At 38.2% G+C, this 25917-nt stretch carries 27 protein-coding genes; 20 read left to right on the forward strand and 7 right to left on the reverse strand.

What is annotated here, in order from left to right; translation table 11 throughout:
• Positions 1–7: 7 nt before the first annotated feature.
• A complete protein-coding gene (locus tag SHI21_RS11290) occupies positions 8–1585 on the forward strand; it encodes a sigma-54-dependent transcriptional regulator (RefSeq protein ID WP_323576689.1) in 1578 nt (525 codons plus the stop codon).
• 34 nt (positions 1586–1619) lie between these two features.
• On the opposite strand, the gene SHI21_RS11295 is transcribed toward SHI21_RS11290, so the two are convergent.
• A complete protein-coding gene (locus tag SHI21_RS11295) occupies positions 1620–1988 on the reverse strand; it encodes a hypothetical protein (protein ID WP_323576690.1) in 369 nt (122 codons plus the stop codon).
• Between the two features lie 279 nt (positions 1989–2267).
• On the opposite strand from SHI21_RS11295, the gene SHI21_RS11300 reads away from it, so the two are divergent.
• Positions 2268–2459: a hypothetical protein gene (locus SHI21_RS11300; protein ID WP_323576691.1), complete on the forward strand. Its 192-nt coding sequence runs from the start codon at positions 2268–2270 to the stop codon at positions 2457–2459.
• A gap of 44 nt (positions 2460–2503) precedes the next feature.
• Here SHI21_RS11300 and SHI21_RS11305 read toward each other — a convergent pair whose 3' ends face one another.
• Genes SHI21_RS11305 through SHI21_RS11320 form a run of 4 tightly spaced genes read right to left on the reverse strand, consistent with a single transcriptional unit; the run spans position 2504 to position 5337 of the window.
• Entirely contained in the window at positions 2504–3307 is an 804-nt protein-coding gene (locus SHI21_RS11305) for an MlaD family protein (RefSeq protein WP_323576692.1), read from the reverse strand.
• A gap of 8 nt (positions 3308–3315) precedes the next feature.
• Positions 3316–4044, reverse strand: coding sequence for an ABC transporter ATP-binding protein (locus SHI21_RS11310; RefSeq protein ID WP_323576693.1), 729 nt, complete (start codon positions 4042–4044; stop codon positions 3316–3318).
• A gap of 2 nt (positions 4045–4046) precedes the next feature.
• On the reverse strand, positions 4047–4841 hold the full coding sequence (locus SHI21_RS11315) for an MlaE family ABC transporter permease (protein ID WP_323576694.1): 795 nt from the start codon (positions 4839–4841) through the stop codon (positions 4047–4049).
• A 1-nt stretch (position 4842) separates the two neighbouring features.
• Positions 4843–5337 carry a hypothetical protein gene (locus SHI21_RS11320; RefSeq protein WP_323576695.1) on the reverse strand — a complete coding sequence of 165 codons (495 nt, stop codon included), beginning with the start codon at positions 5335–5337 and terminating at the stop codon, positions 4843–4845.
• Positions 5338–5580: 243 nt separating this feature from the next.
• On the opposite strand from SHI21_RS11320, the gene SHI21_RS11325 reads away from it, so the two are divergent.
• The 18 genes from SHI21_RS11325 (at position 5581) to SHI21_RS20690 (ending at position 24181) form a co-directional block, all read left to right on the forward strand.
• Positions 5581–8463, forward strand: a complete 2883-nt coding sequence (locus tag SHI21_RS11325) for a tetratricopeptide repeat protein (RefSeq protein WP_323576696.1) — start codon at positions 5581–5583, stop codon at positions 8461–8463.
• Positions 8464–8507: 44 nt separating this feature from the next.
• Positions 8508–9443 (forward strand): sigma-54-dependent transcriptional regulator, encoded by a 936-nt coding sequence (locus SHI21_RS11330; RefSeq protein WP_323576697.1) that lies wholly within the window; start codon positions 8508–8510, stop codon positions 9441–9443.
• 22 nt (positions 9444–9465) lie between these two features.
• Entirely contained in the window at positions 9466–9873 is a 408-nt protein-coding gene (gene flgB, locus SHI21_RS11335) for a flagellar basal body rod protein FlgB (RefSeq protein WP_323576698.1), read from the forward strand.
• A gap of 15 nt (positions 9874–9888) precedes the next feature.
• Complete coding sequence (flgC, locus tag SHI21_RS11340) at positions 9889–10329, forward strand: flagellar basal body rod protein FlgC (protein WP_323576699.1); 441 nt, start codon at positions 9889–9891, stop codon at positions 10327–10329.
• A gap of 25 nt (positions 10330–10354) precedes the next feature.
• On the forward strand, positions 10355–10720 hold the full coding sequence (gene fliE / locus SHI21_RS11345; RefSeq protein ID WP_323576700.1) for a flagellar hook-basal body complex protein FliE: 366 nt from the start codon (positions 10355–10357) through the stop codon (positions 10718–10720).
• 153 nt (positions 10721–10873) lie between these two features.
• Entirely contained in the window at positions 10874–12562 is a 1689-nt protein-coding gene (gene fliF, locus SHI21_RS11350; RefSeq protein ID WP_323576701.1) for a flagellar basal-body MS-ring/collar protein FliF, read from the forward strand.
• A gap of 26 nt (positions 12563–12588) precedes the next feature.
• On the forward strand, positions 12589–13623 hold the full coding sequence (gene fliG / locus SHI21_RS11355; RefSeq protein WP_323576702.1) for a flagellar motor switch protein FliG: 1035 nt from the start codon (positions 12589–12591) through the stop codon (positions 13621–13623).
• Between the two features lie 24 nt (positions 13624–13647).
• On the forward strand, positions 13648–14451 hold the full coding sequence (locus SHI21_RS11360) for a FliH/SctL family protein (RefSeq protein ID WP_323576703.1): 804 nt from the start codon (positions 13648–13650) through the stop codon (positions 14449–14451).
• Positions 14452–14465: 14 nt separating this feature from the next.
• Complete coding sequence (locus SHI21_RS11365; RefSeq protein ID WP_323576704.1) at positions 14466–15821, forward strand: FliI/YscN family ATPase; 1356 nt, start codon at positions 14466–14468, stop codon at positions 15819–15821.
• A 13-nt stretch (positions 15822–15834) separates the two neighbouring features.
• Entirely contained in the window at positions 15835–16287 is a 453-nt protein-coding gene (gene fliJ, locus SHI21_RS11370) for a flagellar export protein FliJ (protein ID WP_323576705.1), read from the forward strand.
• Positions 16284–16871: a MotE family protein gene (locus SHI21_RS11375; protein WP_323576706.1), complete on the forward strand. Its 588-nt coding sequence runs from the start codon at positions 16284–16286 to the stop codon at positions 16869–16871. The genes fliJ and SHI21_RS11375 overlap by 4 nt, the downstream gene beginning before the upstream one ends.
• A 49-nt stretch (positions 16872–16920) precedes the next feature.
• On the forward strand, positions 16921–18435 hold the full coding sequence (locus tag SHI21_RS11380) for a hypothetical protein (protein WP_323576707.1): 1515 nt from the start codon (positions 16921–16923) through the stop codon (positions 18433–18435).
• 3 nt (positions 18436–18438) lie between these two features.
• Positions 18439–19293 carry a flagellar hook assembly protein FlgD gene (locus SHI21_RS11385; RefSeq protein WP_323576708.1) on the forward strand — a complete coding sequence of 285 codons (855 nt, stop codon included), beginning with the start codon at positions 18439–18441 and terminating at the stop codon, positions 19291–19293.
• 42 nt (positions 19294–19335) lie between these two features.
• Complete coding sequence (locus SHI21_RS11390; protein ID WP_323576709.1) at positions 19336–19761, forward strand: TIGR02530 family flagellar biosynthesis protein; 426 nt, start codon at positions 19336–19338, stop codon at positions 19759–19761.
• Positions 19762–19876: 115 nt separating this feature from the next.
• Positions 19877–21157: a flagellar hook protein FlgE gene (locus tag SHI21_RS11395; protein WP_323576710.1), complete on the forward strand. Its 1281-nt coding sequence runs from the start codon at positions 19877–19879 to the stop codon at positions 21155–21157.
• A gap of 140 nt (positions 21158–21297) precedes the next feature.
• Positions 21298–22575 (forward strand): hypothetical protein, encoded by a 1278-nt coding sequence (locus SHI21_RS11400; RefSeq protein ID WP_323576711.1) that lies wholly within the window; start codon positions 21298–21300, stop codon positions 22573–22575.
• A 94-nt stretch (positions 22576–22669) separates the two neighbouring features.
• Positions 22670–23803 carry a metallophosphoesterase family protein gene (locus SHI21_RS11405; protein WP_323576712.1) on the forward strand — a complete coding sequence of 378 codons (1134 nt, stop codon included), beginning with the start codon at positions 22670–22672 and terminating at the stop codon, positions 23801–23803.
• Positions 23804–23923: 120 nt separating this feature from the next.
• Positions 23924–24181, forward strand: a complete 258-nt coding sequence (locus SHI21_RS20690; protein WP_410198821.1) for a catalase — start codon at positions 23924–23926, stop codon at positions 24179–24181.
• Here the strand turns inward: SHI21_RS20690 and SHI21_RS11410 are convergent.
• Together SHI21_RS11410 and SHI21_RS11415 are read right to left on the reverse strand one after the other, a co-directional pair.
• Positions 24094–24327, reverse strand: coding sequence for a ferredoxin (locus SHI21_RS11410; RefSeq protein ID WP_323576713.1), 234 nt, complete (start codon positions 24325–24327; stop codon positions 24094–24096). The two genes, SHI21_RS20690 and SHI21_RS11410, sit on opposite strands and share 88 nt — an antisense overlap.
• Positions 24328–24349: 22 nt before the next feature.
• On the reverse strand, positions 24350–25849 hold the full coding sequence (locus tag SHI21_RS11415; RefSeq protein WP_323576714.1) for a peptidylprolyl isomerase: 1500 nt from the start codon (positions 25847–25849) through the stop codon (positions 24350–24352).
• Positions 25850–25917 lie beyond the last annotated feature (68 nt).

Below are 25917 nucleotides of genomic sequence, written 5' to 3' on the forward strand. Positions count from 1 at the left end.
GCGAAGAGTGAATGATTTTCAATTTCTACATACTTCATATGAGCAGGACTCATCGAAGAGTGGACTGACCAGCACAATGAAACTCCCGGATATTTATCTGGTTGAGGATGATCGTGTACTGGGTACGACGATCAAAAAATATCTCGAAAAGAAACTCAATCTCAACGTACATTTTTTCTTAAGTCCTTCAGAATGCCTTCTGGAACTCGATAAAAAAATTAAATCAGAAACGGTAGTGAACCAAACTCCTTTCTGCCTTATCACAGACATCAGCTTTGAAGCTGGTGGATCGGATGGGTTACTTCTTATCGACCTTTTAAAAGAGCGTGGACACCATTTCGTATCAATCGTTATGACAGGCTTCGCTTCTATTGAAACGGCCATCAATGCGACTAAAAAAGGGGTATTCCATTACCTGACAAAACCTTTTGAGCTGGAAATTTTAAGTGACCTGGTTATGAAGGCCTTCACGAAAAAGTTAAATGTACCAGTAACAGCTTTCATAAATACTGAATCGCTGATTTCAAAAGTAACACCTAATCAAAACTCAAACGCTCCTCACTTGTTCCAAAGCAAATTCAAAATTGAAGCTCCTACTGCAGATGATATTTTCTGTGGAATGGTTGGTCGCTCAAAACAAATGAAGCAGGTTTTCGAGAGAATTAAAAAAGTTGCAGCATCAGATTCAACAGTATTCATTTCAGGGCCGTCAGGAACTGGGAAAGAGTTAGTGGCGAATGCTCTTCATAATCTTTCACCAAGAAAAGCTCACAACATGGTTTCAGTAAACTGTGGTGCGATTCCTTCTGAACTTTTAGAGAGTGAACTTTTTGGACATGAGAAAGGTGCCTTCACTGGAGCAATCTCTAGTCGTAAAGGTCGCTTTGAAATGGCCCACAGAGGAACGATCTTCCTTGATGAAATTGGGGATATGCCACTTTTACTTCAAGTTAAACTTTTACGTGTGCTTCAAAGCCGCGTGATCGAGAGAGTAGGAAGTAATGAAGTTACGGATATTGATGTTCGTATCATTACTGCGACTCACAGAAATTTAGAAGAGTCTGTTTCAGAAGGGAACTTCCGCGAAGACTTATACTACCGCTTAAATGTTATTCCTATAAAGATCCCGGCGCTTTGTGAGCGTCGTGAAGATATCCCTCTGATGATTTCATACTTCTTATCGAAGTTTGTTTCAGCTGATGGAAGAAACAATATTGAGTTTGATGATGAAACACTTGAACTGCTTATTACTTATGAGTGGCCAGGAAACGTTAGAGAGCTTGAAAACTTAATTGAAAGATTAGTTATCTTAAAAGGTGGAAACCAGATTAAGGTTTCAGATCTTCCAGCTAAGTTTGTAAAAACTGCTCCACACAATCTTGATTCATATAAAAACATTATCTCTCTTCCGGATGACGGAGTGGATTTAAAACAGCTTTTATCTGATATTGAAGACTCGCTTATCAACCAGGCATTAGAAGTGACTGGTGGGAATAAGAATCAGGCCTCGAAGCTTTTATCGATGAACAGAACGACGTTGATTGAGAAGATGAAGAAGAAAGGGTTTGTTCAGCAATTAAATTAAAATAAAAGGCCCCTTCATGGGGCCTTTTTTATTTCTAATCTACACCACAAACTTCATCTGGAGTCGTTCCACCTGAACATACACTAACGTTTAATGTTTCCATGTAACCAGCATTTATTTGATCAGTTAATTCTGTAATGATCGTTACCTCACGAATACATCCGAAAAAATGGTTGCTGTAAGCAACGGCAAGTCCTGGTGCTGTGGTTAATCCATTTACGACTGATAGATTTTTGAAAATGCGAGGAGCACTCAAAGATCCTCCTGTAACAATAACTTCCTTCTTTGTGATCTCTACAGCAAAAGGTTGTCCAGTTGCCGGACTTGTACCACGACAAACAACACTAGCAGCTTGAGCAGAAAACATAGTAACGAACATTAGTAAACAAAGTGCCTTTTTCATATAATCTCCAATTATGGTTTAACTCGTTCTGAGTGAAGACAGTTGTAGTATGGGATTCATGATTTAAAAATACTGACTAAATAATATTTAATATAGGTAAAAGGCTATGGTGCTAATGTATTGATAACTACATTGAGAAAAGAGTTCAATTGCTTAATATTACGAAGATCTTTAGAGATTAAAAAATATTAACGCCGTTTAAATAAGGTTTTAATGTCCCTTTGTTAGACTGGTTTTAGGAATTAAGAAACATTCCAAAACACACAAAGGAGAACTCGCATGAAAACAAAATTATTTTTAGCTATGGTCCTAGCAAGTGTAATGTCTTTAGGTGTTTTTGCTCAGACAGGTGCTGAAGTAAAAGAAACTAAAAAAGAAGAGAAGATTGTAAAAGTAAAAGCTAAGAAAAATAAGAAACTAGAACATAAGTTAGAAAAGAAAGAAGAGAAAAAAGAAGAAATTAAAAAATAAAAAAACATCCCCCAAGATGTTGCCCCTCGAAAGAGGGGCTTTTTTTAGTTACTGTCATTTTTCTTAATTGATTCGCGGATAAAGAATTTAAGAACCTTACTTCGGTTAGCTCCACCTACGAGTGAGCGAAGATCTTCATGCAGACCTTGATCATAAATAAGTGCGTGGAGAGTCCCTGGTCCTTCTTCAATACGTTTTGTCACTCGAGACATAGAATCACTTGCAGTCTTCATATTCCCAATAGCTGTGCCAAGATTTTTATCGTTTAACGTGCTCATTACTTTATTAGTATTGGCCGTTAAGTTTTCCATGTTTTGTAGAATGCGCTCAAAGCGCTTCTCTTCAACATTTCCTAGAAGTTTATCAACCTTTGTTAAGATGCTTCCTGCGGCCACAACTAAGTCTTCACCTTTTGTAATGATGTGATCGATTTGTGAGCCTTCATTTGTCACTAAGATGTCACCGTCAGCAATAGTCGCTGCTTCTGGTGTTCCTCCGCTGATTTCCATAAATTTGTCACCAAGAACCCCTTGAGTCTTAAAAGTGATAACAGAGTCTTTTTTAATCCATTCGCGGTATTTTTCAGTAACACCAAGAGTGATAATTAGAGTTTCAAGGTTTTTGAATTCAATCGATTTAACACTTCCGACTTTTATTCCTCTTAATTGAACGCCTGCACCATCTTTTAGGCTTTGAGCGCTTTTTACTTCAGTTTTAATGAGTACTTTACTGCTGAAAATGGGATTTTCTTTATTGAGCATAAAAATTGTAACCATTACTACTAAAAGTAATAACGAGATAAAAAATCCCGAAACTAAATAATTCTTTTTATCAGTAGGCTTAAACATACAAATCCTTAATGAGCATTAAACTTTTTGACGATTGGATCGTCTGAGTTTTGGAAGTTAGTAGGAGTGTCGTTGAAAATAATTTTTCCTTCATTTAATACGACGATACGGTCGCATAAGCTGAGAGCAGAAGGGATATCGTGAGTTACAAAAATAGAAGCAAGTCCTTTTTCTTTTAATCTTTGCATAAGGCCCACCACGTTTAACGTATTGGCCGGATCTAGCCCCGCAGTTGGTTCATCATAGAGAATAACTTCAGGGTTTAGAATCATTGCTCGTGCCATACCGACACGTTTTTGCATACCACCTGATAGATCAGAAGGCATGATATGTTCTCTACCTGGAAGATCGATGAGCTTTAGCATTTCTGCTACTTTGTCTTTAATTTGTTGGTAACTAAAACGAGTGTGCTCAAAAAGTGGGTAACCAATATTTTCGAATACGTTGATCGAATCGAAAAGAGCGCCACTTTGAAAAGAATATGAAATTTTAATCCGATAAGGAGTTAGCTCTTCTTCAGACAATTGATCGATGCGCTCTCCATGAAATAAAATTTCTCCCTGATCAATTCTTTCTAGTCCAATGATTGAGCGTAGTAAAACTGATTTACCTGTTCCTGACCCACCTAAAAGACCCAGGCTTTCTCCTTTCTTGAGAGAAAGATTAATGCCTCGGTGAATTTTATTTGTCCCGAAACTTTTATGAATATTTTTTAATTCTAAAATGACTTCGCCCATCTTTAGTTCCAGATAACCAGGAAGATTTTACTAATAAAAAAATCCGTAATTAATATCAATATAGAAGCGGTTACTACAACCCAGGTTGTAGAAATCCCAACTCCCTTGGTCCCATCTTTTGTATTAAGACCTTTATAACAAGCACAAATTGTAATAATTCCGGCAAATATACCGGACTTCACGATTCCAGACAGGTAGTCATAAATTTTAACTGTTGAGAAAACCTTAGATAGATAAAATCCAGGGACAATATCAAACTCAAGTCTACAAACGACAAGTCCGCCAAGAATCCCAACGGCGAAGGCCAGTGACGACAACAGTGGAAGCGTGATAACCAGCGCCCAAAAGCGCGGGACAACTAATACTCTTATAGGTGATGTTCCCAGTGCTCTGATGGCGTCTACCTGTTGGGTAACGTTCATAGCACCGATTTCAGCAGCGATTCCGGAACCCACACGACCTGCAACCAGAAGGGAGGTAAACAGTGGGGCCATCTCACGCGCCAGAGATAAAGAGACAACGGCAGGAACATAAAGTGTCCCACCAAATTTAGCTAAACCGTAACCGAAGTTTAAAGTCATAACTAAACCCATCGTAAGTCCAATAACGATGGTAAGAGAAGTCGATCCATAGCCAAGCTGGGTGATTTGTTCCATTAATCTTGAAACATAAAATTTCCCAGTGAAAGTGCATCTGATCGTTTGAAAAAATAATTCAAATATTTCGCCAACGAAAACAAAAAAGTTTCTCGCCTTGGCAATTCTGTCATCAATGGTTTGTTGAATAAATACTTTCATCTTAGTTTAGCTTTAATAGTTGAATGAATTTATTAAAATCAGCAGTGTCTTTTTTAAGATTTGCTTCTGACGTTGCAATAAGAGCGTGATCATAGATGCAGTTGTTTTTTTGAGTCGTAAGAATTCTGAAGTATCTTGCAATACCATCAACTGTTCCCTTAGCAACAACAAGAACAGCTTCGCGATCCTGATGAGTCAACATCGTTTTTTCCATTATCTCAACATTATCAATTCCAGTAAGGATTGAATTCGTGAGAGTTGGAAGATTACTTGGATCAAATTTTCGACAAGCACTATTAAAGATAAAAATACTGTTGGTTGTTTTATTTCTGAAAGCTAAGTCAGATCCTTCGCTATCAATTTCAGACCATGGCTTCTTGATTGTCTTGCTTAAATTGTTTTCGACCGTCTTACTTTTTGAGTAAGCTCCATTATTCTCACTTGATGAGCAAGCGCCTAAAACGGTTATAAGGAGTAGAAGCAAAATTTTTTTCATAAGGCCGTCTAAAATAGTAAGGTTAATTCAATGTATTTACCCCTCTATTAGAAGATTCTTGTAAATGATTGTAAACAGATTATTTCTTGCAGCTGTCAATTGCTTGACCGGCATATTTTGCATGTGAGAAAAATTTTCCTTTAAAAAAACTCAAAAACAGGTAAGATTTAAAAACAGAAGTCACTTCAGGATGAAGAGGACAAGTTTAACCGCTAGGACAATTTGATGCGAACAGGATGTTTCGTGAAAATCTGCCCAATAAAAAAATTCTTCAAATTTTTGACGATTTGTTTCGTCTTATCTTTTGTATTGGCAAATTCTGCCATCGCTCAGGTTTTATTAGACCAGGAAAAAGCTACAACTTACCTTCGTTGGAACCTATTTACGGGAAGAGATCAGCTTCAATTTTCTAAAGTTGGAAATAAAGTCGTTATAAAGACATTAAACACTGAGCTGTTTAACAACCTTAAAAATGAACTAACAGATGTTAAATTAGACCCGCAATACCTTAATAAGATTGATTTTAAAGACAATGCGAACAGTTCTGGTGCCATGAACGCGATGGCGATTGAAATCGAACTTAAAGATACAAATGTTGAAATGTTCAGTTTCTACCGTGAAAGAGATAAGAAATACGTATTAGATTTCTGGACTGACGGTGGTGACTCGGTAAGTGTAAATAGAGCAGCGGTTTTAAAGCCTGCTGAGAACGCAACGACAGGAAATGATGTCGAAAAAGTGATTCCTGCTCCAAAAAAAGCTGCACCCATTGCAGCTTCAAGCATTGAGCTTGCTGCAAAATCGACTGAGCCAAAAATTATCGCAGCTAAGTCGGTGACGACAAAAGCGGTAACTAAAGAACAACCGATGCCAAAAGCAGACGTTTCATTAGAAAAGAAAATTGAAGCTGATAAGGTTTTATCTTCTTTCGTGGTTGATCCTAATAGAATCAGCAAGAAATCAATGGCCGAACTGGACGCTGAAGAAGCAGATTCAAAGAAGCCTTATAGAGATTTCAGATACGGGGCGACTTTTATCTGGGATTACGATCCGATAGCTCCAGCTTATAAGCAATTAGTTAACTTAAAAACAAAGATCCCAGAGATCTTTTATCCAATTGCTAACCGTAACTTTAAAAAGAGCGAGCAAGAGTCTCATCTTCAACTTACGATCAATCTATATCGTAAGAAGAAGTGGGGATTGATGTACAAATCAATGAAACTCTTCGAGCAAAAATACGGTGCTAAGACTGAATGGGAACTGACAGAGTTCATTAAAGCGAACGCTATTTTAAGAGAGAACGTAGATGTTCCAAACCAGGAACTCTTTAAGAATGCTCTTACTATGCTTACGAACCTTTCAGAAAAAACTGAAAACTATGAATTGAAAAAAGGTATTTATAAATACCTTTTAAGCTATTACATCGAAAGAAACGAATCGCTTAAAATTCTTCAATTAGCTAAGACTTACTACGCTGGAACAAGAGATAACTTTGACTTTGAAGAGTCAATTATCCCTGCAGAAGCGATGTTAAACTCTCTGGCAAAACTTGGACAGATCGATAAAATCAGAGAGCTTTCGCAAGAAAAGACAATGAAGAAGATCCTTCCAGCTCAACTTTTATTAGCTTACCAGTCTTACGCTTATTTAAGAGGCGGGGATTTAACTGCGCTTGTGAACTTTTATGAGGCCAATAAAGCAGGTTTAGCTAAGCCGATTGACCCAGTTATCATGTACAACACAGCAGAAGCTTATTTCAGACTTGGAAGATTCCAAGAGGCGATGAATCTTTATACTGAGTTCACGAAAAACTATTCATACGAATTCGTAGCTTCAAATGCTCACTTAAGAACAGCTCTTTGCTCGGACTTAATGGACAAGAACTACAACGAAACGCTGGATCTTTACAAAAAGGCCATCGACTCTTCAGTAGATGGGCAAGTAAGTTACGAAGCAAGAGTGAGATATGTAGCTTTCAGATCAGTCAGAAAAAGAGTGCTTGATGACCGCGATATCGAAATGAGAATCTTCTTAGAGCAAGATAAATCAGCGGTAACTCCAGATAAGAACTTAACGAAGCTTCTTCAACAAGTTCGTTTAAGAACGTTGATTGTTGATGGGAAATTCAAAGAAGCTCTAGCTTATTTAAGCTTAATTCCAACTATTGGAATGGCGAAAATCGACGGAAGAATCTTTGAAGGTGACGGAGCAGAAATCGTTTACGGGATCATCTCAGACTTCTACAAAAAATCTGAATACTCGCAAGTGATCAAAGCATGGCAGACGTACAAAGATAAATACGTTGATAAAGTGGCAATGGACCCATACATGAACTTTGTAGTGGGAAGCTCATATGTGAAGCTTGGTTTATATAAAGGCTTTGACGACGTTTATGCAGCGTTTGAGAAGCTAAAAGACACTCCTAACAGGACTTTCCCTATCTGGATTGAGAGAAACCAAGAGTTGAAGGCAAGTGACTTATTGGCCGAGCTAGTGATTGTAAAAGATATCAAGCTAAAGAATTGGGATTTAGTTTCAAAGAACATCGCTGCTTTCGAGAAGCGAGTTCCTAACTATAACAAAGCAAACTACTATAAAGGTTTGGTATCGTTTAATCAGAAGGATTATACTGGGGCAATCTCTCATTTAGAGAACTTTTTCTCAGGACAAAATCAGAGAATTATTTACGATCCTTCAGACGTAGCGGATATGATCCGGGCCTATACTGACTCCATCTATGAATTAGGGCAGACTGATAAATTCTTGAAAGTCAGTGAAGCCATCTTAAGTGACACCAGTTCTTTTGGCACGGACAATGCTTATATACAGAATGTCAGGGAAAGAATTGCCTACCTTGGTATCGAAATAACCGCTGGAAAAGGAACGACAAACAATTATATGTTATTTGAAAAAAAGATTAACGATTTTAAGAAAGCTTATCCAAAATCTGTTTACACAGGAAGGGTAAATTATATTTTAGGTCAGGCAATGGTTGCTAACCAGAAAGTAAAAGAAGGAAGAGAAGTCTTCTCAGCTTTAGTAAACGATAAAACAACATCGGATTACTTAAAAGAGTTAGCGAAAAGTGAATTAGGTTTATTGAATTTAAAAGAAAGAACTTTATAAATAGCTTTCAGGATGGGAGCGACATTCGTATGACAGGAGGTCAGATGGAAACGATTAGGGTAGAACTTTTTGGAACAGATACTAGAGTAGAGAAAGCTGTTCAACAGGCGAGAAACTTATCTGTTAGCAAAGCTGCCGTATTGATTGTTGGCGAAAACGGAGTTGGTAAAAGAACTCTTGGTAGATACATCCACGAAAATTCAGGAAGAGCTAATCAGCCATTCGAATTGGTTGACTGTTCACTTCCAGCTCAGGAAGTAGAAAACAGAATCCTGGGACACAGAGACAATACAACTGGAAGATTCAATAAAGGGATCCTTGAAGCCGCTAACAGAGGAACTGTTGTGTTCGGTAACATTGACTGCCTTGATGAAGAGTTCCAAAAAAGACTTCACAAGATCATTAACGAACTCGAAGACTATGACATCGACGTTCGTTTAGTAGCTACAACAACTAAAAACCTTTCTAAGCTTGTTGGTGCTGGTAGATTTTACCGTGGTCTATACACAATCTTCTCAAACAACGCTGTAACAATTCCAGCTCTACGTGAAAGACAAGAAGATCTTCAAAGATTAGCTCGTCACTTCATGTCTGAGATCTCTGGAACAGAATCTGAAGCAGTTGAAATTGATTCAGTAGCAATGGATAGAATTAATTCACACTACTGGGCAAACAACATTCATGAGTTAAAGCAAGTAATCTCAAGCTCAATTTCTAACAACTCTTCTCTTCTTGATGAGTCTGCTTACGAAGTATCTGATAAAAAATCAGTTAACTTCATGAGCGAAGATGATTCTGATGGAGTTCGTTTAATGTCTCTTAAAGATGCTGAAAAGCTTCTTATCAAGAAGGCACTAATCCATACTTCTGAAAACAGAACTCAAGCGGCAAAAATTCTTGGAGTTTCTATTAGAACTCTTAGAAACAAGATCAATGAGTACAGAACTGATAACTCATCTTACTTTGTTAACTTACGTTAATTCTGAAGGATAGGAGAAAGGTATGAAGTTAGAAGATAAAACATTGCAGGCCTTAACAGCTTCATTGAAGTTCAGACAACTACGTCAGGAGCTTCATGCATCGAATATCGCTAACGCTGAAACTCCTGGTTACAAAGCAAAGAAACTTGATTTTGAAGAAGCTCTAGCTAGAGCACTAGACGTTGATGATCAATTAGCAATGAAATCTTCCGACTCCAGACATTTCGATGTCGGAGGCGGAAGCTTTAATAATCTTCAGCCAGAAGTTTACGAAGACTCAAATGGAATCGTAAGCCCTGACGGAAACAATGTTGATCGCGACTCTGAAATGGCCGAGATGGCAGAAAACAAAGTTATGTACGATGCCACGGTTCAGTTGATCAACAAGAAACTGGGATTATTAAAGTACGCTATTGGCTCTGGTCAATAGTTCGAGGGGGAATAAATGGATTTGTTAACAAGTTTAAAAATTAGCTCTTCAGGACTTACAGCTAACAAAAAAAGAATGGCCGCAATCACGTCGAACATCGCTAACGCGCAAACGACAAGAACGGCAGAAGGTGGACCTTACCAACCGAAAGAAGTGGTATTTGGTTCAGAACCAGCAAGAGAGAGTTTCTCAGAAATTCTTGAAGGTGAATTAGAAGAAAAAGCACAGACGGTTCATGCTACAGAAATCCAAAATAGCAGAAAGCCACCTATCTTAAAATATGAACCAAATCATCCTGATGCTAACTCAGACGGGATGGTGGCCTATCCAAACATCAACACGATGGAAGAAATGGCCAATATGATCGAAGCATCTCGTGCATACGAAGCTAACATCAACGCAATGGGGACAGCTAAGGCCATGGCGATTAAAGATCTTGAAATCGGAAGAAACTAATTTTTTAAATAATAGAGGATAATGTATGGCAATTGAAAATCTAGGTAACATGAATAAGATGCTGAGTAACTATAGCACTCAGGATTGGACAAAAAGTGCTTCAATTGATCAGGCAAGCATGCCGAAGTTCAATGAGCTTAATCCAAACCAGGCAACTGGAGCGGCAGCACCTCAAAGCTTTTCTGACATCATGGCGTCTTCGCTTGCTGAAGTGAACAATATGCAAGTTGAAGCGAACAAAGCTATTCAGAAACTTGCTTCAGGGCAAACAAAAAATATCTCTGAAACAATGTTAGCTGTAGAGAACGCGGAAATCGCTTTCAAGACGATGAACCAAGTGCGTATGAAAGTTATTGAAGCTTACAAAGAAATCATGAGAATGCAGATGTGATCACGGATGAAATGCTCCAGTGGAGCATTTCAACTACTTTTGAAGATCGAAAAAGTAGTTGATGTTTTTCAGAGTTCCGTGATCTTATCGGTCTAGTTTTGGTAGCGATCTTGATTTCATAGGATGTGAAATTAGAGTATCAGGAGGATTCCTTTGCAAGATATTTTTGAGAAAATTTTTAGAAACTTCAAAGAATTTTTTAATGGCCTTGATGCCACTAAAAAAATGGGTTTCATCATCGTTGCCTGCTTAATTGCAGCTGCTATGACTGGAATCGTTGTTTGGGCATCTAAAACTAGATATGACGTTCTCTATACTGATCTTAACAAAGAAGATGCACGTAAAATTGCTATCATCCTTGAAGAAAAGAAAATCCCATACCAAACATCAAATGAAGGTAAGACTCTATCTATTCCAGAAGATTTAGTTGGAGTATGGCGCCTTGAAATCGCTAAACTTGGAACAAGTTTTTCAGGAACAGTAGGATACGAAGTCTTTGATAAACAATCATTTGGGACAACAAGTTTCGTTCAAAAAGTTAATAAGCAAAGAGCTCTTGAAGGAGAGTTAGTTAAGTCGATCATGTACATCCAGGGTGTAAAGAGAGCTCGCGTTCACATTACAATCCCGGAATCTTCTCCATTCGTTTCAGAAAAGAAAGCTCCAACAGCTTCTGTTGTTTTAGAACTTAACAACGGTGTGTCTTTAACTCCAGGTGAGATTAAAGGGGTTGCTTCACTGGTTTCTTCATCAGTTGAAGAAATGAGAGCAGAAAACGTTGTTATCTTAGATGACCGCGGAAAGAAATTATCTGAAAACATCGGTGACCCGATGACAGCGACAACTGCAAACAGAATGGCGCTTGAAGGGCAAATCAATCAGAAATACGAAAGACAAATTGAAGAAATCTTAGGGAAAGTAGTAGGAGACGGAAAAGTTGTAGCGAAAGTTACAGTTGATTTAGATTTTACTGAATCAGTTTCTACAGCAACTTCATATGATAACGAAAACGCAGCAGTTCTCTCAGAAGTTAAAAACTCTCAGAACTTAAACGGCTCTCGTCCATCTCCGCAAGGAATGGTTGGTGCTCGTGCTAATATGCCAGGTGAAGAACCTCAACCGGGTGTAGCTGAAACTAAAAACAACGTAACGAAAGAACTTACGACAAGAAACTTCAACGTTCCAACGACTGTCACTCAATCGAAGAAGCCTTCTGCAAACGTGAAAGCGATTTCAGCAGCAGTAATGATCGATGGGAAGAGAGTAGCAGTTCTTGATGAAAATGGAGCTCCTCAACTTGATAAGGCCGGAAATCCTATCATGAAGTATGAGAAATGGGCCCAGGCCGATCTTGATAACTTCCAACAAATCGTAGCTAGTACGCTTGGAACTTCTGAAAAACGCGGTGACAAACTAGTTATTAAGAACATGGAATTTGCTAGAGAAGACATGACGGTAGCAGACGCACTTTTAAAAGAGCAAGCTAACCGTGAACTTATCAGAAATATCGTAAAGTACCTGGCAGTAGGATTAACGATTTCACTTTTCTTCTTCATGGTTGTTCGTCCATTCATTCAATGGATCACAGACAACACGATCGAGACAGTGGAAGACTTTTTACCTCGTACACTTGAAGAGCTTGAAAAAGTACAAGCTAATCAACGTCTACCAGGTTTAGAAGATGCGTTACCGCAAATTGAAGAGAAGTTGAACCCTGAGAAGATTGAAGGGAACATGCTTCGTGAAAAAATTATTGCTCTGGTTGAAAACAACCCAAGTAAAGCAGCACAGATTATTCACGAGATGATTCACTCTTCTGAATCAGATAAACAAATTGCTTAATTAGACTAAAGATAAAGGAATAGACTATGGCAGCACAAGATCAATTAGACCCCGACACAGAGTATGGTTTACTCAATGGTCAAGACAGAGCGGGTTTACTGTTAAGTTCACTTGGTATGAACATTACACAACTTATTTTTCAAAATATGAAAGATAACGATGTTAAGAGAATGATCAATGCTATGTCGAACGTAAAACGTGCTCCAATCTGGATGGTTAAGCGTGTTCTTGAAGATTTCTATTCTCAACTAAACGAAGATAGCGATTTATTATTCGCGGAAAACCGTGGTCGTGATTTCATTATTAACACTCTTGGTGAAGACAGAGCTAAACAACTTCTTGGACAAATTGTTGAAGTTGGACAATCAAATACACTTGAATCTCTTGAACTTGTAGATACACGTACACTTTCTAACTTCCTAATCAATGAACACCCTCAGACTATTGCTCTGATCGTTGCTCACTTAGCACCAGAAAGAAAAGTAGATGTACTTCGCCGTCTTCCTGAAGGATTACAGGCCGAAGTTGTTCTTCGTGTAGCGAACCTTGACTATGTTTCTCCTGAGCTTATCTCTCAGCTTGATGACGTTCTTAAAACTGAGCTTAGTACTCTTGGATCTATCGATACTAACCAACTTGGTGGTGTTGAGCCGATCGCTGATATGCTTAACCTTATGGATAAAAACACTGAGAAGAACATCATGTCTCGTGTTGAAGAAAAAGATCCTGAGTTGGCTGAAGAGATCAGAAAACTTATGTTTACATTCGAAGACCTTATGTACGTTGATGACAAAGGTATCCAGAATTTACTTCGCGAAGTGGACAACGGAAAGCTTGTTATTGCAATGAAAACTGCACCGGATGAAATCAAGCAAAAGCTTTTCAAAAACATGTCGAACAGAGCGGCTACGTTATTACGAGAAGATTTGGAGACCCTTGGGCCTACAAAACTTTCAGATGTTGAAAAAGCTCAAGCTGAAATGGTTTCTAAAGTTAAAGAACTTGAAGGTCAAGGTAAAGCGTTTATTGCTCGCGGATCTGACGGCGATTCACTGGTATAATAATTTAGTAGAGAGAATAGAAAAATGGTTAAATCGACAGCAGAAGTTCAAGAGTACACATTTCACAACTTCAATGAAGTTGAAGAGGGAAGTGAGACTGTTAAGCTTTTCGAATTTAAGCCTCTGTTAACTAATTCTCAAACTATTGAGAAAAATGAATTCCAAAAAGTTATTAAAACTGAAAGAGAGTTCGCAAAGTCTACTCAGTTTAAAGTTAACCCGATTGTAGAAGAGTACCGTGGGTTCAAAGAACAAGAAAATCGTGAATACGAAGACCGTGTTGAAGCAGAAGTGCAAAGACGTGTGGCCGAAATTCAAGACGAAGCTTTTAAAGCTGGTTTTGATGAAGGTGTAAATCAAGGTCGCGAAGAAATTTTCGTTGAAATGAGAAGTGTTGTTGATCAAAAGTTAGAAAACTTCTCTCATATGGTCACTTCAGTTCTTAAAACTCAGGAAAATATCCTGGCGAAACAAAAAACTGAAATGTACCAGTTACTAAGAAACTTATCTAAGTGGATTGTTCTTCGTGAACTTCAAGAAGATGGAAAATATATCGAAAGATTATTAGAAAGACTTCTTTTAGAGATGCAAGTAAGAAACAATCTTTTAATTCAAGTGAACTCTGATGATTTCGCCAGCATGCCGGAAGTTCTTGAGCACGTTCAAGGCCGCCTTGGTGAAATGAAGAATGTCCGCGTTGAAATCGACTCAGGTGTAAAAAGCCGCGGTATCGTTATTGAGTCAGAAAACGGAATCATTAATGCGACAATGGAAGAGCAGTTTAAGTCATTAGACAAGCTATTCGAAGACGTGCTTAATAAAGTCTAGAAGAGGGGATCACAATGAGCGACGATCAAGATCTTGACCTTTCTTCAATCCATAAAAATTATGAATACTCATCTCCATTCCAAAAGATTGGAAAAGTTTATGCTAATAAAGGGATGGTTTTTGAAATCAACCTTCCACGTGCTCCTATTGGATCAAACGTTGAGTTCGTAACAGAATTCGGTGACAGATCTCTTGGGGAAGTTGTAGGGATCAACGGAAACCGTTGTATGGCAATGCCGTACGATGAACTTTCAGGAATCAATTCAGAAACTCGCGTTTATTTAAAAGACTTAACGACAACAATTAAAATTTCTAATGGATTCCTTGGTCGCGTAATCGACTTTCAAGGAAACCCAATTGATAACAAAGGTCCGATCGATCAGGTTGGAGTTGAAGCAAGAAGTATTTATGGAGTGGCCTTAAACCCACTACAAAGACCGCCTATCAGTGAGCCACTTGATACGGGAATTCATGCGATCAATTGTTTTATGACAGCAGGTAAAGGACAACGTTTTGCCATCATGGCCGGATCTGGGGTTGGTAAGTCGGTAACACTTGGTATGATCGCTCAGAATTCGAGTGCTGATATTAACGTGATCGCGCTAATCGGAGAACGTGGTCGTGAGGTTTTAGAATTCATTGAGCACGATCTTGGCCCGGAAGGGATGAAGAAGTCTGTGGTTATCGTTGCAACGTCTGATTCATCAGCTCTAACGAGAATGAAAGCAGCATACGTGGCGACAACAGTAGCTGAATATTTCCGTGACCAGAATCAAGATGTCCTTTTGATGATGGACTCAATTACACGTTTTGCCATGGCCAACAGAGAGATCTCGCTCTCAGCTGGTGAGCCACCAGGACAAAAAGGATATACACCTTCGGTATTTGCTAAACTTCCAAAGTTAATGGAGAGAGCAGGAACGAAAGCAGGTTCAGGATCGATCACTGGAGTTTATACAGTTCTAGTTGAAGGGGGTGACATGGACGAGCCTATCGCGGATGCGGTAAGAGCGATCGCCGATGGTCACATTATCTTATCGAGAGAATTAGCTTCACGAAACCAATTCCCGGCAATCGACGTTCTGGCATCGTTATCCAGAGTAATGTCGAAAGTAGCATCAAAAGAACATAGAATTGTGGCCTCTCACTTACGTGACTTAATGGCATCTTATAAGGCCAATGAGGATCTAATTAACGTTGGTGCTTATGCGAAAGGATCAAACCCTAAGGTAGATAAAGCAATGCTTATCTACGAAGACCTGATGGGTCTTCTACGTCAGACTCAAGGAATGAGTGAGTATTTGACGATTGATGTGCTTTTTGACCGTATGGTTGAGATTGCAAGAAAAGCTGAAACAATTAATAAATAAGAAGTAACAATAGATGCAAAAATTTAAATTCAAACTTGACGGTCTTCTAAAGGTTCGCGAGTTTAAAGAAAAACAACTAAAGATTGAATTGGGAGAAATTCTAAAAGAAATCAATCTGGTTGAAGAAAAAATTGCTGACGCCAATCGTGCGATCTCTGAGACGTATGATGCTCAGGAAGCATGTATGAGAGACCCTTCTAACGGGCAGATGTTACAGTTTTTCCCGCTTTTTATTCAGGGGAAAAAAGAAGATATTAAAAACAAAGATAACTTACTTTGGTCGTTAAGAAAGAAATACGATAAAAAAGTTGCGGAGCTTGCCACGGCCCGCGGTGAAGTAAAAGTTATGGAAAACTTCAAAGATAAAAAGAAAACGGAGTGGTCAAAAGAAAAGAACAAGAAAGAACAGGAAGCGATCGAAGAAATTTTAATGATGAGATCGAACGGTTCGAAGGGATTATTATGAAAACGAAAAAAATATTATATACAACAACGATCGTGATCACGCTTACTATTGCAAGCTTGGTTGTGGCCGCTGTTAAAGATACAAAAAAACCAGCTGCACCAGTGGCAAACGGAAAACGTGAATACACTGAAGAAGAATTCAAAGCTGCAGTCATGGAAGAAGCAACTAAACTTATGAAGAAAGCGGGGAGTGCTAACCTTGTCGATTTCTCAAAAGAGCTTTTAGAAAAAGAAGAAGCAATCAAGAACAAGGAACTTACTGTTAAAAAAGAACAGGAAGAACTTGATATGAATAAGGCAGACTTTAAGAAGAAGCTGGTTGAGTTCCAGGACTCACAAAAGAAGTTCTTAGGGTGTGTAGACGAGAAGAGTGCTAAAGCTGATAAGCGCGTCTCTCAGATGGTAGATGTGATCTCGGGAATGAAGCCACAAAACGCGGCCGACGTTCTGACAGTTCAAGATCCCGACCTTTCTGTTAGGATATTAAGTGAGCTGGATTCAGCGAAGGCCTCAAAGATTTTCAATTTAATGGATAAGGAAGTTTCTGCCCGACTTCAGAAGCAGTTCCTTCAAATGAAAAAATAGTTTACTATAACAAGAAGCGTTGAACTTTTTAATTAGGATGATTAAAAGTATGCAAGGATTGCCAACAAATTTATTAACAAAAACTGCAGCAGTGGCCGCAGGTAAAGTTGAATCTAATTCAGCTGTAAATGTTAATGGAAAAGTAGGAGCAATCACTGGTAAGGAATCAAAAGAATCATCAACTGAAACAAAAAGTGGTTTCGCAGAAATTTTCTCAGGTCTTCTAGGTAATGCTGAAACGAAAGTCGAAGGCAAAACAGAAGGAAAGGCCGAAGGCGAAGAAGGGAAGACTCCGGCAAACGCTGCTGAAGTTAAACTAGACGCTCTTCTAAAAACTAAAGAACAAGAAAAAAATCAAAAAGCTGAAGTGGGAGCTCTTTCAACAGAAAAGGCACTTTCTCCAGAAGTTCTAAAAAATATTAATAATCTTATTAATAGAGCTCCGATTGACGACACGAAAGTGGAAGGTCAGATTGGAGAAAAAATTGCAGCGACATCTTCTAACCTTGATCAGTTGTTAAAAACTCTAAAAGGTGACAATGCAGAAGTGCAAATCGAAGGTGAAGTAGTCTCTCCAGAAGCATTAAAAGAAAATCAAAAAGCAAAAGCGGGAAGCCCATTAGACTTCTTATTAAAAGAATCTAAATCAAGTGATGTTGGAATGGTTGATTCAAAAGAATCAAAACTTCTTCAAACAAATCCTGAAATGGTTTCTAAGCTTGGTCTTTCTAGTGAAGACTTTTTGTCTCACAAAGCTGATGCAAAAGATGCGAAGCTTGCAACTTCTGATAAAACAATGAATCTTGACGGTGAGTTCGACTTAAAAGCATTTGGTCAAAAACAAATGAACCAGTCGATGAAAGCTTACGGTCAAAAACAAAATCTTTTAAATGACGGTGTTATTAGAAATACAAAAGATCTTGCTTTCGGTGAGAAAAAAGTAAAAGCAGGCGAGAGTGAATTAATAACTCCTGATATGAAAATTGGAGCAGACCTTTCTCACATGAAAGATCAGTTCATTCCTCTAGTTCAAAAACAAGAGATGGCAGCACAAGGTGCGACGACTCAAGGATCAGAAAAAGTTTTAGATCTTTCAAAAATCAATACATCAAATACAACTGAGATTATCAAGAAGATCAGTGACTATATCGAGCAAAGTCAGGTAGCGAATTCAAACACTATGGACTTAACGGTAAAGCACGAGGCCCTTGGACAATTTAAGATCCAGGTAAACAGACCAATTGGTCCTGGTAACCAGATGGATATGCAAATTACAACAACGACTGCTGAAGGACATGACTTTTTCATGAAAAATGAAATTGGTCTGATGAAAAATTTATCTCAGGCAGGAATTCAGTTATCTGATTTAAGAATCGTGTCTGGTGGTGAAGGTGCTTCACTTGCTGGAGATTCAAGACAACAAAATAATAATTCACAATCAAATTCTCAGGCCGGTAGAGAATTTATGAGTTTCGATTCTGCAGGGGATTCTTCTCACGGAGCTGATAGAAGAAAAGAACTGTGGCAAGAAGCTAGAAATAACCAAATGAGATACGGAGCTTAAGACATGCCAGAAATTGGACGTCCAGTAGACCCTAACCAAAATCAATATTCAGATATTAAGATTCAACGTGCACCTGTGAACAATGCTTCTAATAAAGCTCGCGCAATAGGTGAGACTCTTAATCAAATCGCTGGTAACAAACCTGAAGCGAGATTCGTTGATAGAAGAAAAAAAGAAGAACTAGGTCAAGATGGTTTCATGAAACTTCTTGCTCACCAGTTAAAGAATCAAGATCCAATGAAGCCAATGGATCAAAAAGATTTTTCGGCCAACCTTGCTCAGTTTTCTCAATTAGAGCAATTAACAGCAATGAATAAAAAAATGGATAACGTTAACCAAAACGCTATCGATGATAAAAGAGTGCAGGGCGCTTCTTTTCTTGGCAGAAAAGTTGTAACGTCTGGGACAACAATTGATTACAAAGGTGATGGGAAAGATATTAAAGTTCCTTTCTATCTTGACCAGCCAGCTAAAACTGCAGTTATTAATATTCTAGATAACAAAAATCAACTTGTAGCACGTATTGAACAAGAAGATTTAAATCGTGGAATGCAAGATGTAACGTGGAATGGAATTGGATTTGACGGACAAATTGCAGCGAAAGAATCGTATCACTTTGAAGTGATCGGCTTCGATGCTAACAATCAAAAGTTCGCTGGATCAACACGTTCAGAAGGTTTAGTTCAAGGTGTTCACTTCGAAGACGGAGAAACAATTCTTGATCTTGCCAATGGAAAAAAAGTATTTTTAAAAGACGTACAAAGTTTTGCAGTTGCGGAAAATCTTGACCAGGGAAAAAATATTCCTGCATTGCAAAAACAAGCGGCCTCAGCATATAATCAAGTAGAGAAACAATAAGCGTTTTTCTAAAAAAGTTTTTAAGAGAAAAGAAAAAAGAAAATGGCGAATCCAAAAATTAACAACATTTTAATCCCGAATGTAACATCGTTACCTTCGAACAAAAATGTTGAAAATACTAATAAGCTGAAGTCTGGGGAAACCTCAGAGTTCAAAGGCCTGTTAGATGGAGCTATTGATCAGTCTCAACCTCAAGTCACAAAACAAGATAAAGGTATTCAATTGTCAACTCATGCAATGAGAAGACTGCAAGAAAGAAATATTACAATCGATAAAGATGAATACGCAAAATTACAAACAGCAATGGATCGCCTGAAACTTAAAGGAGGGCAGGATTCGCTAGTTATCACGGGTAAAGCGGCTTACATAGTAGATGTTCCGAAAAACACGATAGTAACAGCGATAGATAAAGATAGTATTGGTGAGAATGTTTTTACGAAAATTGATTCGACGATATTAATGAATTAAAAATTTTAATAATAATAAAAGTCTTAAAGAAAACGGTTGGTCCTTTCCGGAAACCTTAGTTTAAAGCCTGTAGTGCTATAAACGTCTTTAAGCGATTTGGTCTAGGAGGGACAAAATGGGTATTCTACGTTCATTCACAATTGGTGTTTCTGGTTTAAATGCTTCTGGTCAGGGTATGGGAGTTATCGGTGATAACATCGCCAACGCAGGAACAAACGGTTTCAAATCTTCTAGAGCAGAATTTCAAGACGTATTAGCAGTATCACTTAAAGGAATCGAAGGGGGAGACCAGTTCGGTGCCGGTACAAAATTAGGTCACATTAAGCCTCTAATGACTCAAGGGGATATCTCAAGAACAGATTCAGTAACAGATCTAGCACTTTCGGGTGACGGTATGTTCACAATCGACGCTCCAGCAGGAAGAACATTTTCACGTGACGGATCTTTTCACTTTGATAAAGAAGGACAACTTACGACTATGGATGGTTATAAGGTTCTTGGTTTCCAAGCTGATGAGAACGGAAAAATCGTAAATAAAGTAGATGCAATTAAACTTGGTAACACAACAATCGCTGCAAAAGGAACAAAAGACGTAACTATGTCGATGAACCTTGATTCACGTGTTAACAAAATGGAATTCAACATCGAAAGCCCGGAAAAAACTTCTAACTTTTCTAACTCGATGACGATCTACGATAACATCGGTACAGCTAGAACTGTAACTGCTTACTACAATAAAAAAGATAACAACTCATGGGAATACCATATTGGTGTTGATGGGAAAGATGTTGAAGGTGGAAAACCGGATACAATGTACGAGATGGCCTCTGGATCTCTTAAGTTCAATGACAAAGGTCAACTTGAAGAAGAGAGTGTTGGAAAGAACTCTTTCAACTTCAATAAAGGTGCAGCTAAAGATCAAAAAATCGCTTTCAACTGGGGTCAATCTCTTAAAGAAGGTGGAAACGGTCTTGATGCTTCTACTCAGTACGGATCTGATTCAGCAATGGCACGTCACACTCAAGATGGTTCATCGGCTGCAACATTAACTTCTCTTTCGTTCAACGATAAAGGGATTTTAACAGCATCTTACGATAACGGTGAGACGAGAGACGTAGCTCAAATCGCAGTAGCGAAATTTGAAAACAACGAAGGATTATTTAAAATTGGTAAGAACCTATTTAAAGAATCTAAGTCTTCAGGACAAGCTGCACTTGGGAAACCAGGGGAGTCTGGACGTGGAGAAGTTCTAGCTAAGTCTATCGAGCTTTCAAACGTAGATATCGCGAACGAATTCGTTAACCTTATGACTGCTCAAAGAAACTTCCAAGCTAACGCGAAGACGTTAACAACAGCGGACGAAATGCTACAACAAGTTCTACAAATTAAGAGATAATCTTAATTGATTGATAAGGGCCGCTTATGCGGCCCTTTTTTTTTGTCTTTTTCATTCGCGGGATCTAGAATTTGCAGATGAAAAGCCTGGTTTTTGTCCTATTCATATTTTTATCTACTAATATTCAAGCCGAGAGTTGTATGAAAGATTTTGATAAGCTCATCAAGAAGTACACTCTAGACCCTAAAAAAAGCGATATAGAGAATTTTCAAAAGAATGGACAGGCATTGCTCAACGAATCGTTTAGCGAGCGTATAGAGCTGCATAAGACTCTTAAGGATTTGTCTAACGAATGCAAAGTGAAGATGAAAGATGTCTTTTTAAAAATGCGTGAAAGAGAAGACTTTATCGGCGCTCATTATTATACAACTCCTCAGATTTCTGCCGACTCTATTGAATACAAAAAAACTCCACTACCTATTTATGAGCCTAAGGCCTATGCGCCTTTTCATCTGGCCAATAGTGAAGAGAAGTTTGAGTTTAAGACTGGCGATATTCTGATTACGAAAGGGATTAGTTTTACCTCGGCCACTATTTCTGAAGTGGCGTCTCAAAGAGCACTCTTTAGTCATATCGTTTTTATCTACGTGGATGAAAAAACCAAGAAAGTCTCTACGATGGAGTCGTACATTGGTTACGGAGTCAAAACTTATACTATTGAAGAAGCACTAAAAAATGAAAATGCCCGCATTCTGGTTTTAAGAATGAAGGATCAAAAAGCGGCCGCAACTGCTGCGAGCTTCATGTATGAAAAAATCATGAAACTAAAAAGTGAAGATAAAACTATTCCTTACGACTATGAATTGAACTTTGAAGATAATTCAAAATTATCATGCGAAGAGATTGCTTACGATGCTTTTAAAGAAACCAGTAAGGGCAAAATTATTCTTCCGGAAAATAGATCAATTGTTAAAGTACAAGACACAGAGTTTTTAAAAAAGATTGGGGTGAAGCCTGGAGCTTTAATGCTGCCGGCAGATTTAGAAATCGACTCACGTTTTAATGTCGTGCTTGATTGGACAGATTATAAAATTATCCGCGACTCCCTGAGAAAAGACGCCATCATGGGAGTGATGTTTCAATGGATGAATGAACGCAACTATAGAATTCATCAAAATTTCAGATCTATTGCAGCAAGAATAGTTTGGTCTACGCGTTTTATTCCGGGCCTTTGGAATTTAATGTCATCTCTGTCAGGGATCCCAACTGACTTCAAAAAAGATGTCCCTCCTGCGGCCATCTCAACTATCGAAGGCCTTAAAAGTATTGCTGGTGTGATGCTAGAATTTACTACTTTGGCAGACGAAGAGTTTCATCGTCAAAACAATCGTTGGATGACTCCAGCTGAATTGCGCCAGACGATTGATACTTATCTTAAAACTTATCCTCAAGATATCATCAATAACTTTCACGAATAGAGATCTGACAGAATCTCAACAAAACGCTTGCTTGAATATCCAGATTTTTGTCGATAAGATTTTTTAGACGCAATTTTGATCAAGGATGTTCATAATGTTTTCTAAATACTTTTTACTACTGGCCCTGATAATAACTACGGCCGAATCTTTTGGCGCCGATCTTTTTAAAATAGCCCCTTACTCTTTAAAAAATACCAATGGTCATATGCTGCTTAATTTTCAATTAAATGAGGATAAGAAACTGAGTATTGAAGATGGAGTAAAATTAATCAACGAGCGTGATTATAAAAAAGATGTTCATTATCAAATAGAGTTAAGTCTGGTCGATTGTGGAGTGACAAAAGATCTTCGTATTAAAGATAACAATGAAATTATTTTCTCAAAAAATTTCACCCAACCAGCTTGTGCTTCAACACCTGCTGAAAGTGAGTATGTTTTTGGTTTTATCAGCGATACTCAACAGTATACACAAAGACATGAAGCCGTAGCGAAGGTCATTGCTTATCACCACGCGCTTGAGCCACTTCAATTCATTATCAATGGTGGGGATGTTGTTCAAAACGGTCAGAAAGAAGAAGAGTGGATTGAATACTTCAAAGGTGGAAGTGCTTACCTGATGGATATCCCGCAAATTGCGGCCATCGGAAATCACGACTATCGTGGACAAGAGGATAAAGCTCTTCCCAAGTATTTTCAAAAATATATGAGATGGACGGGAACTCCGACGAACGGAAATCTATTTTTCGAAATGCCAGGCCTTCAATTAGTCATCTGGAACAGTAATTCATCTGATTTAACAAGTGCTCAGGAAACAGAGATGTGGGCGTGGCTTGAAGAAAAAATGAAGATAGCAAGAAAATCTGGAACTCCATTAATTCTCGCGACTCATTTTCCGGTTTTTTCTTCTTCTCTAAATCGGTTTACAAGTGCCAGTGTTAGGAAACTTAAATCACATCTTGTTCCACTTGCTGAAAAATATGGAATAAAATTAATTTTAAGTGGTCACACTCATATGTTTGAAAGGTCTTATAAAGATGGAGTGAATTACCTGGTGGCAGGTCCTGCTGGCGGAAGAGCTAATAGCCCATCAATGACAAATAAATACCAACAAAGTTTTGATTCAAGTGCTTTAACGTTTACTAAAATTAAATACAGTAACAAAACGTTAAAACTGGAAACTTTTAATCAAGACAACGCGCTTATTGATCAGCTTTTCATTAATCTATAAATCCAGCGATCTATAACTTGGTTCACTAAAAGGAACCGGGTTATAGGTTTTCTCTATAAGCTCATAACTATTTAATCATTCTAAATTATCGTGGATGCAACGATACTCTTTTTAGAGTCAGTGATAATTAATATTCTTAAAACGGCGGGTGAGCGTGGGTCTTTATCTATTCAAAAAATGTATTGTATTGAAAAATTGGTTTACTTCAACCGTGCAAGAATTCAGGAAAGAGTTGCTTACGCAAAAGGATCTGGAACATACAGAGCTTTAACAATCACAGAAAAGAAATTCTATTCGCCGTCTTCGCCAATCGCTTCAACCGGACAAGCTTCCATCGCACTTCTGCATTCTTCTAGTTCTTGTGGAGTCTTAGGTTGAAGTTTGACATAAGCGTGGCCGTCATCATCGTTCATTGTGAAAAAATTCGGGGCTTCCATCACACATGCATCGCAAGCAATACATTGATCATCTACGTAGAACTTCCCCGGTTTGTTTTCACTAAATTTCGATTTCTTGTCGGCCATCGCTCACTATCTCTTTCGTTTATTACATTCTAATTGCGTTATGATTGATCTTGATTCTTGTATTAGCTTCAAGTTCCTTTAAAACGTTATCCATCATCTTTTTAGCTAATGTGTTTTGCAGGCTTGCCGTATCTGTTGCAGCTTTCGCAGCAGCGTTCAGGTCGGCCACTACAGCACCTGGAGTCGTTCTTATCATGACTAAGTTTGCACCGTCATCAAAAGAATGGAACTGAGGCTTAGTTAAATCAGATGAAAAGATCGTTTTCATGTTGTCAGCTGACAGGTAAGTACCAGCATCTACGCCATCAATACGATTAATTGAGCTTTTGTTATACGCCAGCTTGTATTTTGCTACGATATTCTTAACTTCTGACTCGTTTCCAGCTTCTAGTGCTTTTCTAAGTTCGTTAGCGATTGAAACAGTTAACGTCTTTAGAGACTCAACTTTATCTTTTTGGATTGTTTCACGAGCAAATTTCTCGCGGAAGTCTTCAAATTTCGCTTTCACTTCTGGTGTCTTGTTTTCAACTAAAATCAGGTGGTACCCGTAAGCAGTCTTGATTGGAGCTGAGATTGTCCCAGGTTTTTGCGAGAAGGCCGCTTCATCAAATTCAGGAACCATTTGTCCTTTTGAAAATGCTTTAAGTTCTCCGCCTTTTCCTTTTCCAGATGGATCTTCAGTGTACTGGTTAGCTTTAGCAGCGAAGTTTGCTGGAGTTACTTCTTTAGCGATTTTTTCAATTTGAGCTTTTACGTCAGCATCAGCTTTACCTTGAGACATAATCAGGATGTGGCGAGCTGTAACAGTTTCTGGTTTATCCAGGCTTGATTGTCTTTCTTTAAACATTGATTCAAGTCTTTTTAGATTTGTATCAACAGTAAGAAATCTTGCCACTTCATCGCTTGAAACATCAATGAACTGATTTAGTGAATTTTTAGAGATTGTCACGATTTCAGCATTCACTTTTTCAGCGCGGAATTTTGCCATGTCAGCAATATACCCTTTTGAAAGAGGGAAGTGATTCGTTAGGTCTGCCATTTGCTTCATTCTGATTTGATCAATAACATCTTGCTCGAACTCAAGTGGAGTTAAGCGGTTTGCTTGAAGGACACCTTTGTAGCGAGTGATATCGAACTGGCCATTTGTCTGGAAGTAAGGAAGACCTTTAATTTCAGCTTTCACTTCTTCTTCTGATGGAAAAGTTCCGAGATCTTTAGCGAATTTCACTAATAGTTTTCTCTGAACGATGTTTTTGATAACCATATCTTTGATTTTCATCTCTTCAAGTTGTTTTGCAGAAATGTCATCACCGTAAATTTGTTTATAGAACTGAAGTTGACGATTATACTCTTGTTCATATTCTTCAGGCTTAATTGGTGATCCACCAACTGATCCTACGTTAGAGGCCGATCCTCCACCTTCAAATTGCTGGTAGCCAGTAAACATGAAAGCAAGAATGATAATACCGATTAAAACAGTCGCGAAAACGCCGGCCGTTTTGTTCTTTGTGAATTCAGACATACATTTGATCCTTTTGGTTTTCTAGAGTTCAAAATTTTTAATATTGTAACGATTAAAAAGTTAGTTCG

This window comes from Bacteriovorax sp. PP10 (genome assembly GCF_035013165.1).
Taxonomy (GTDB): domain Bacteria; phylum Bdellovibrionota; class Bacteriovoracia; order Bacteriovoracales; family Bacteriovoracaceae; genus Bacteriovorax; species Bacteriovorax antarcticus.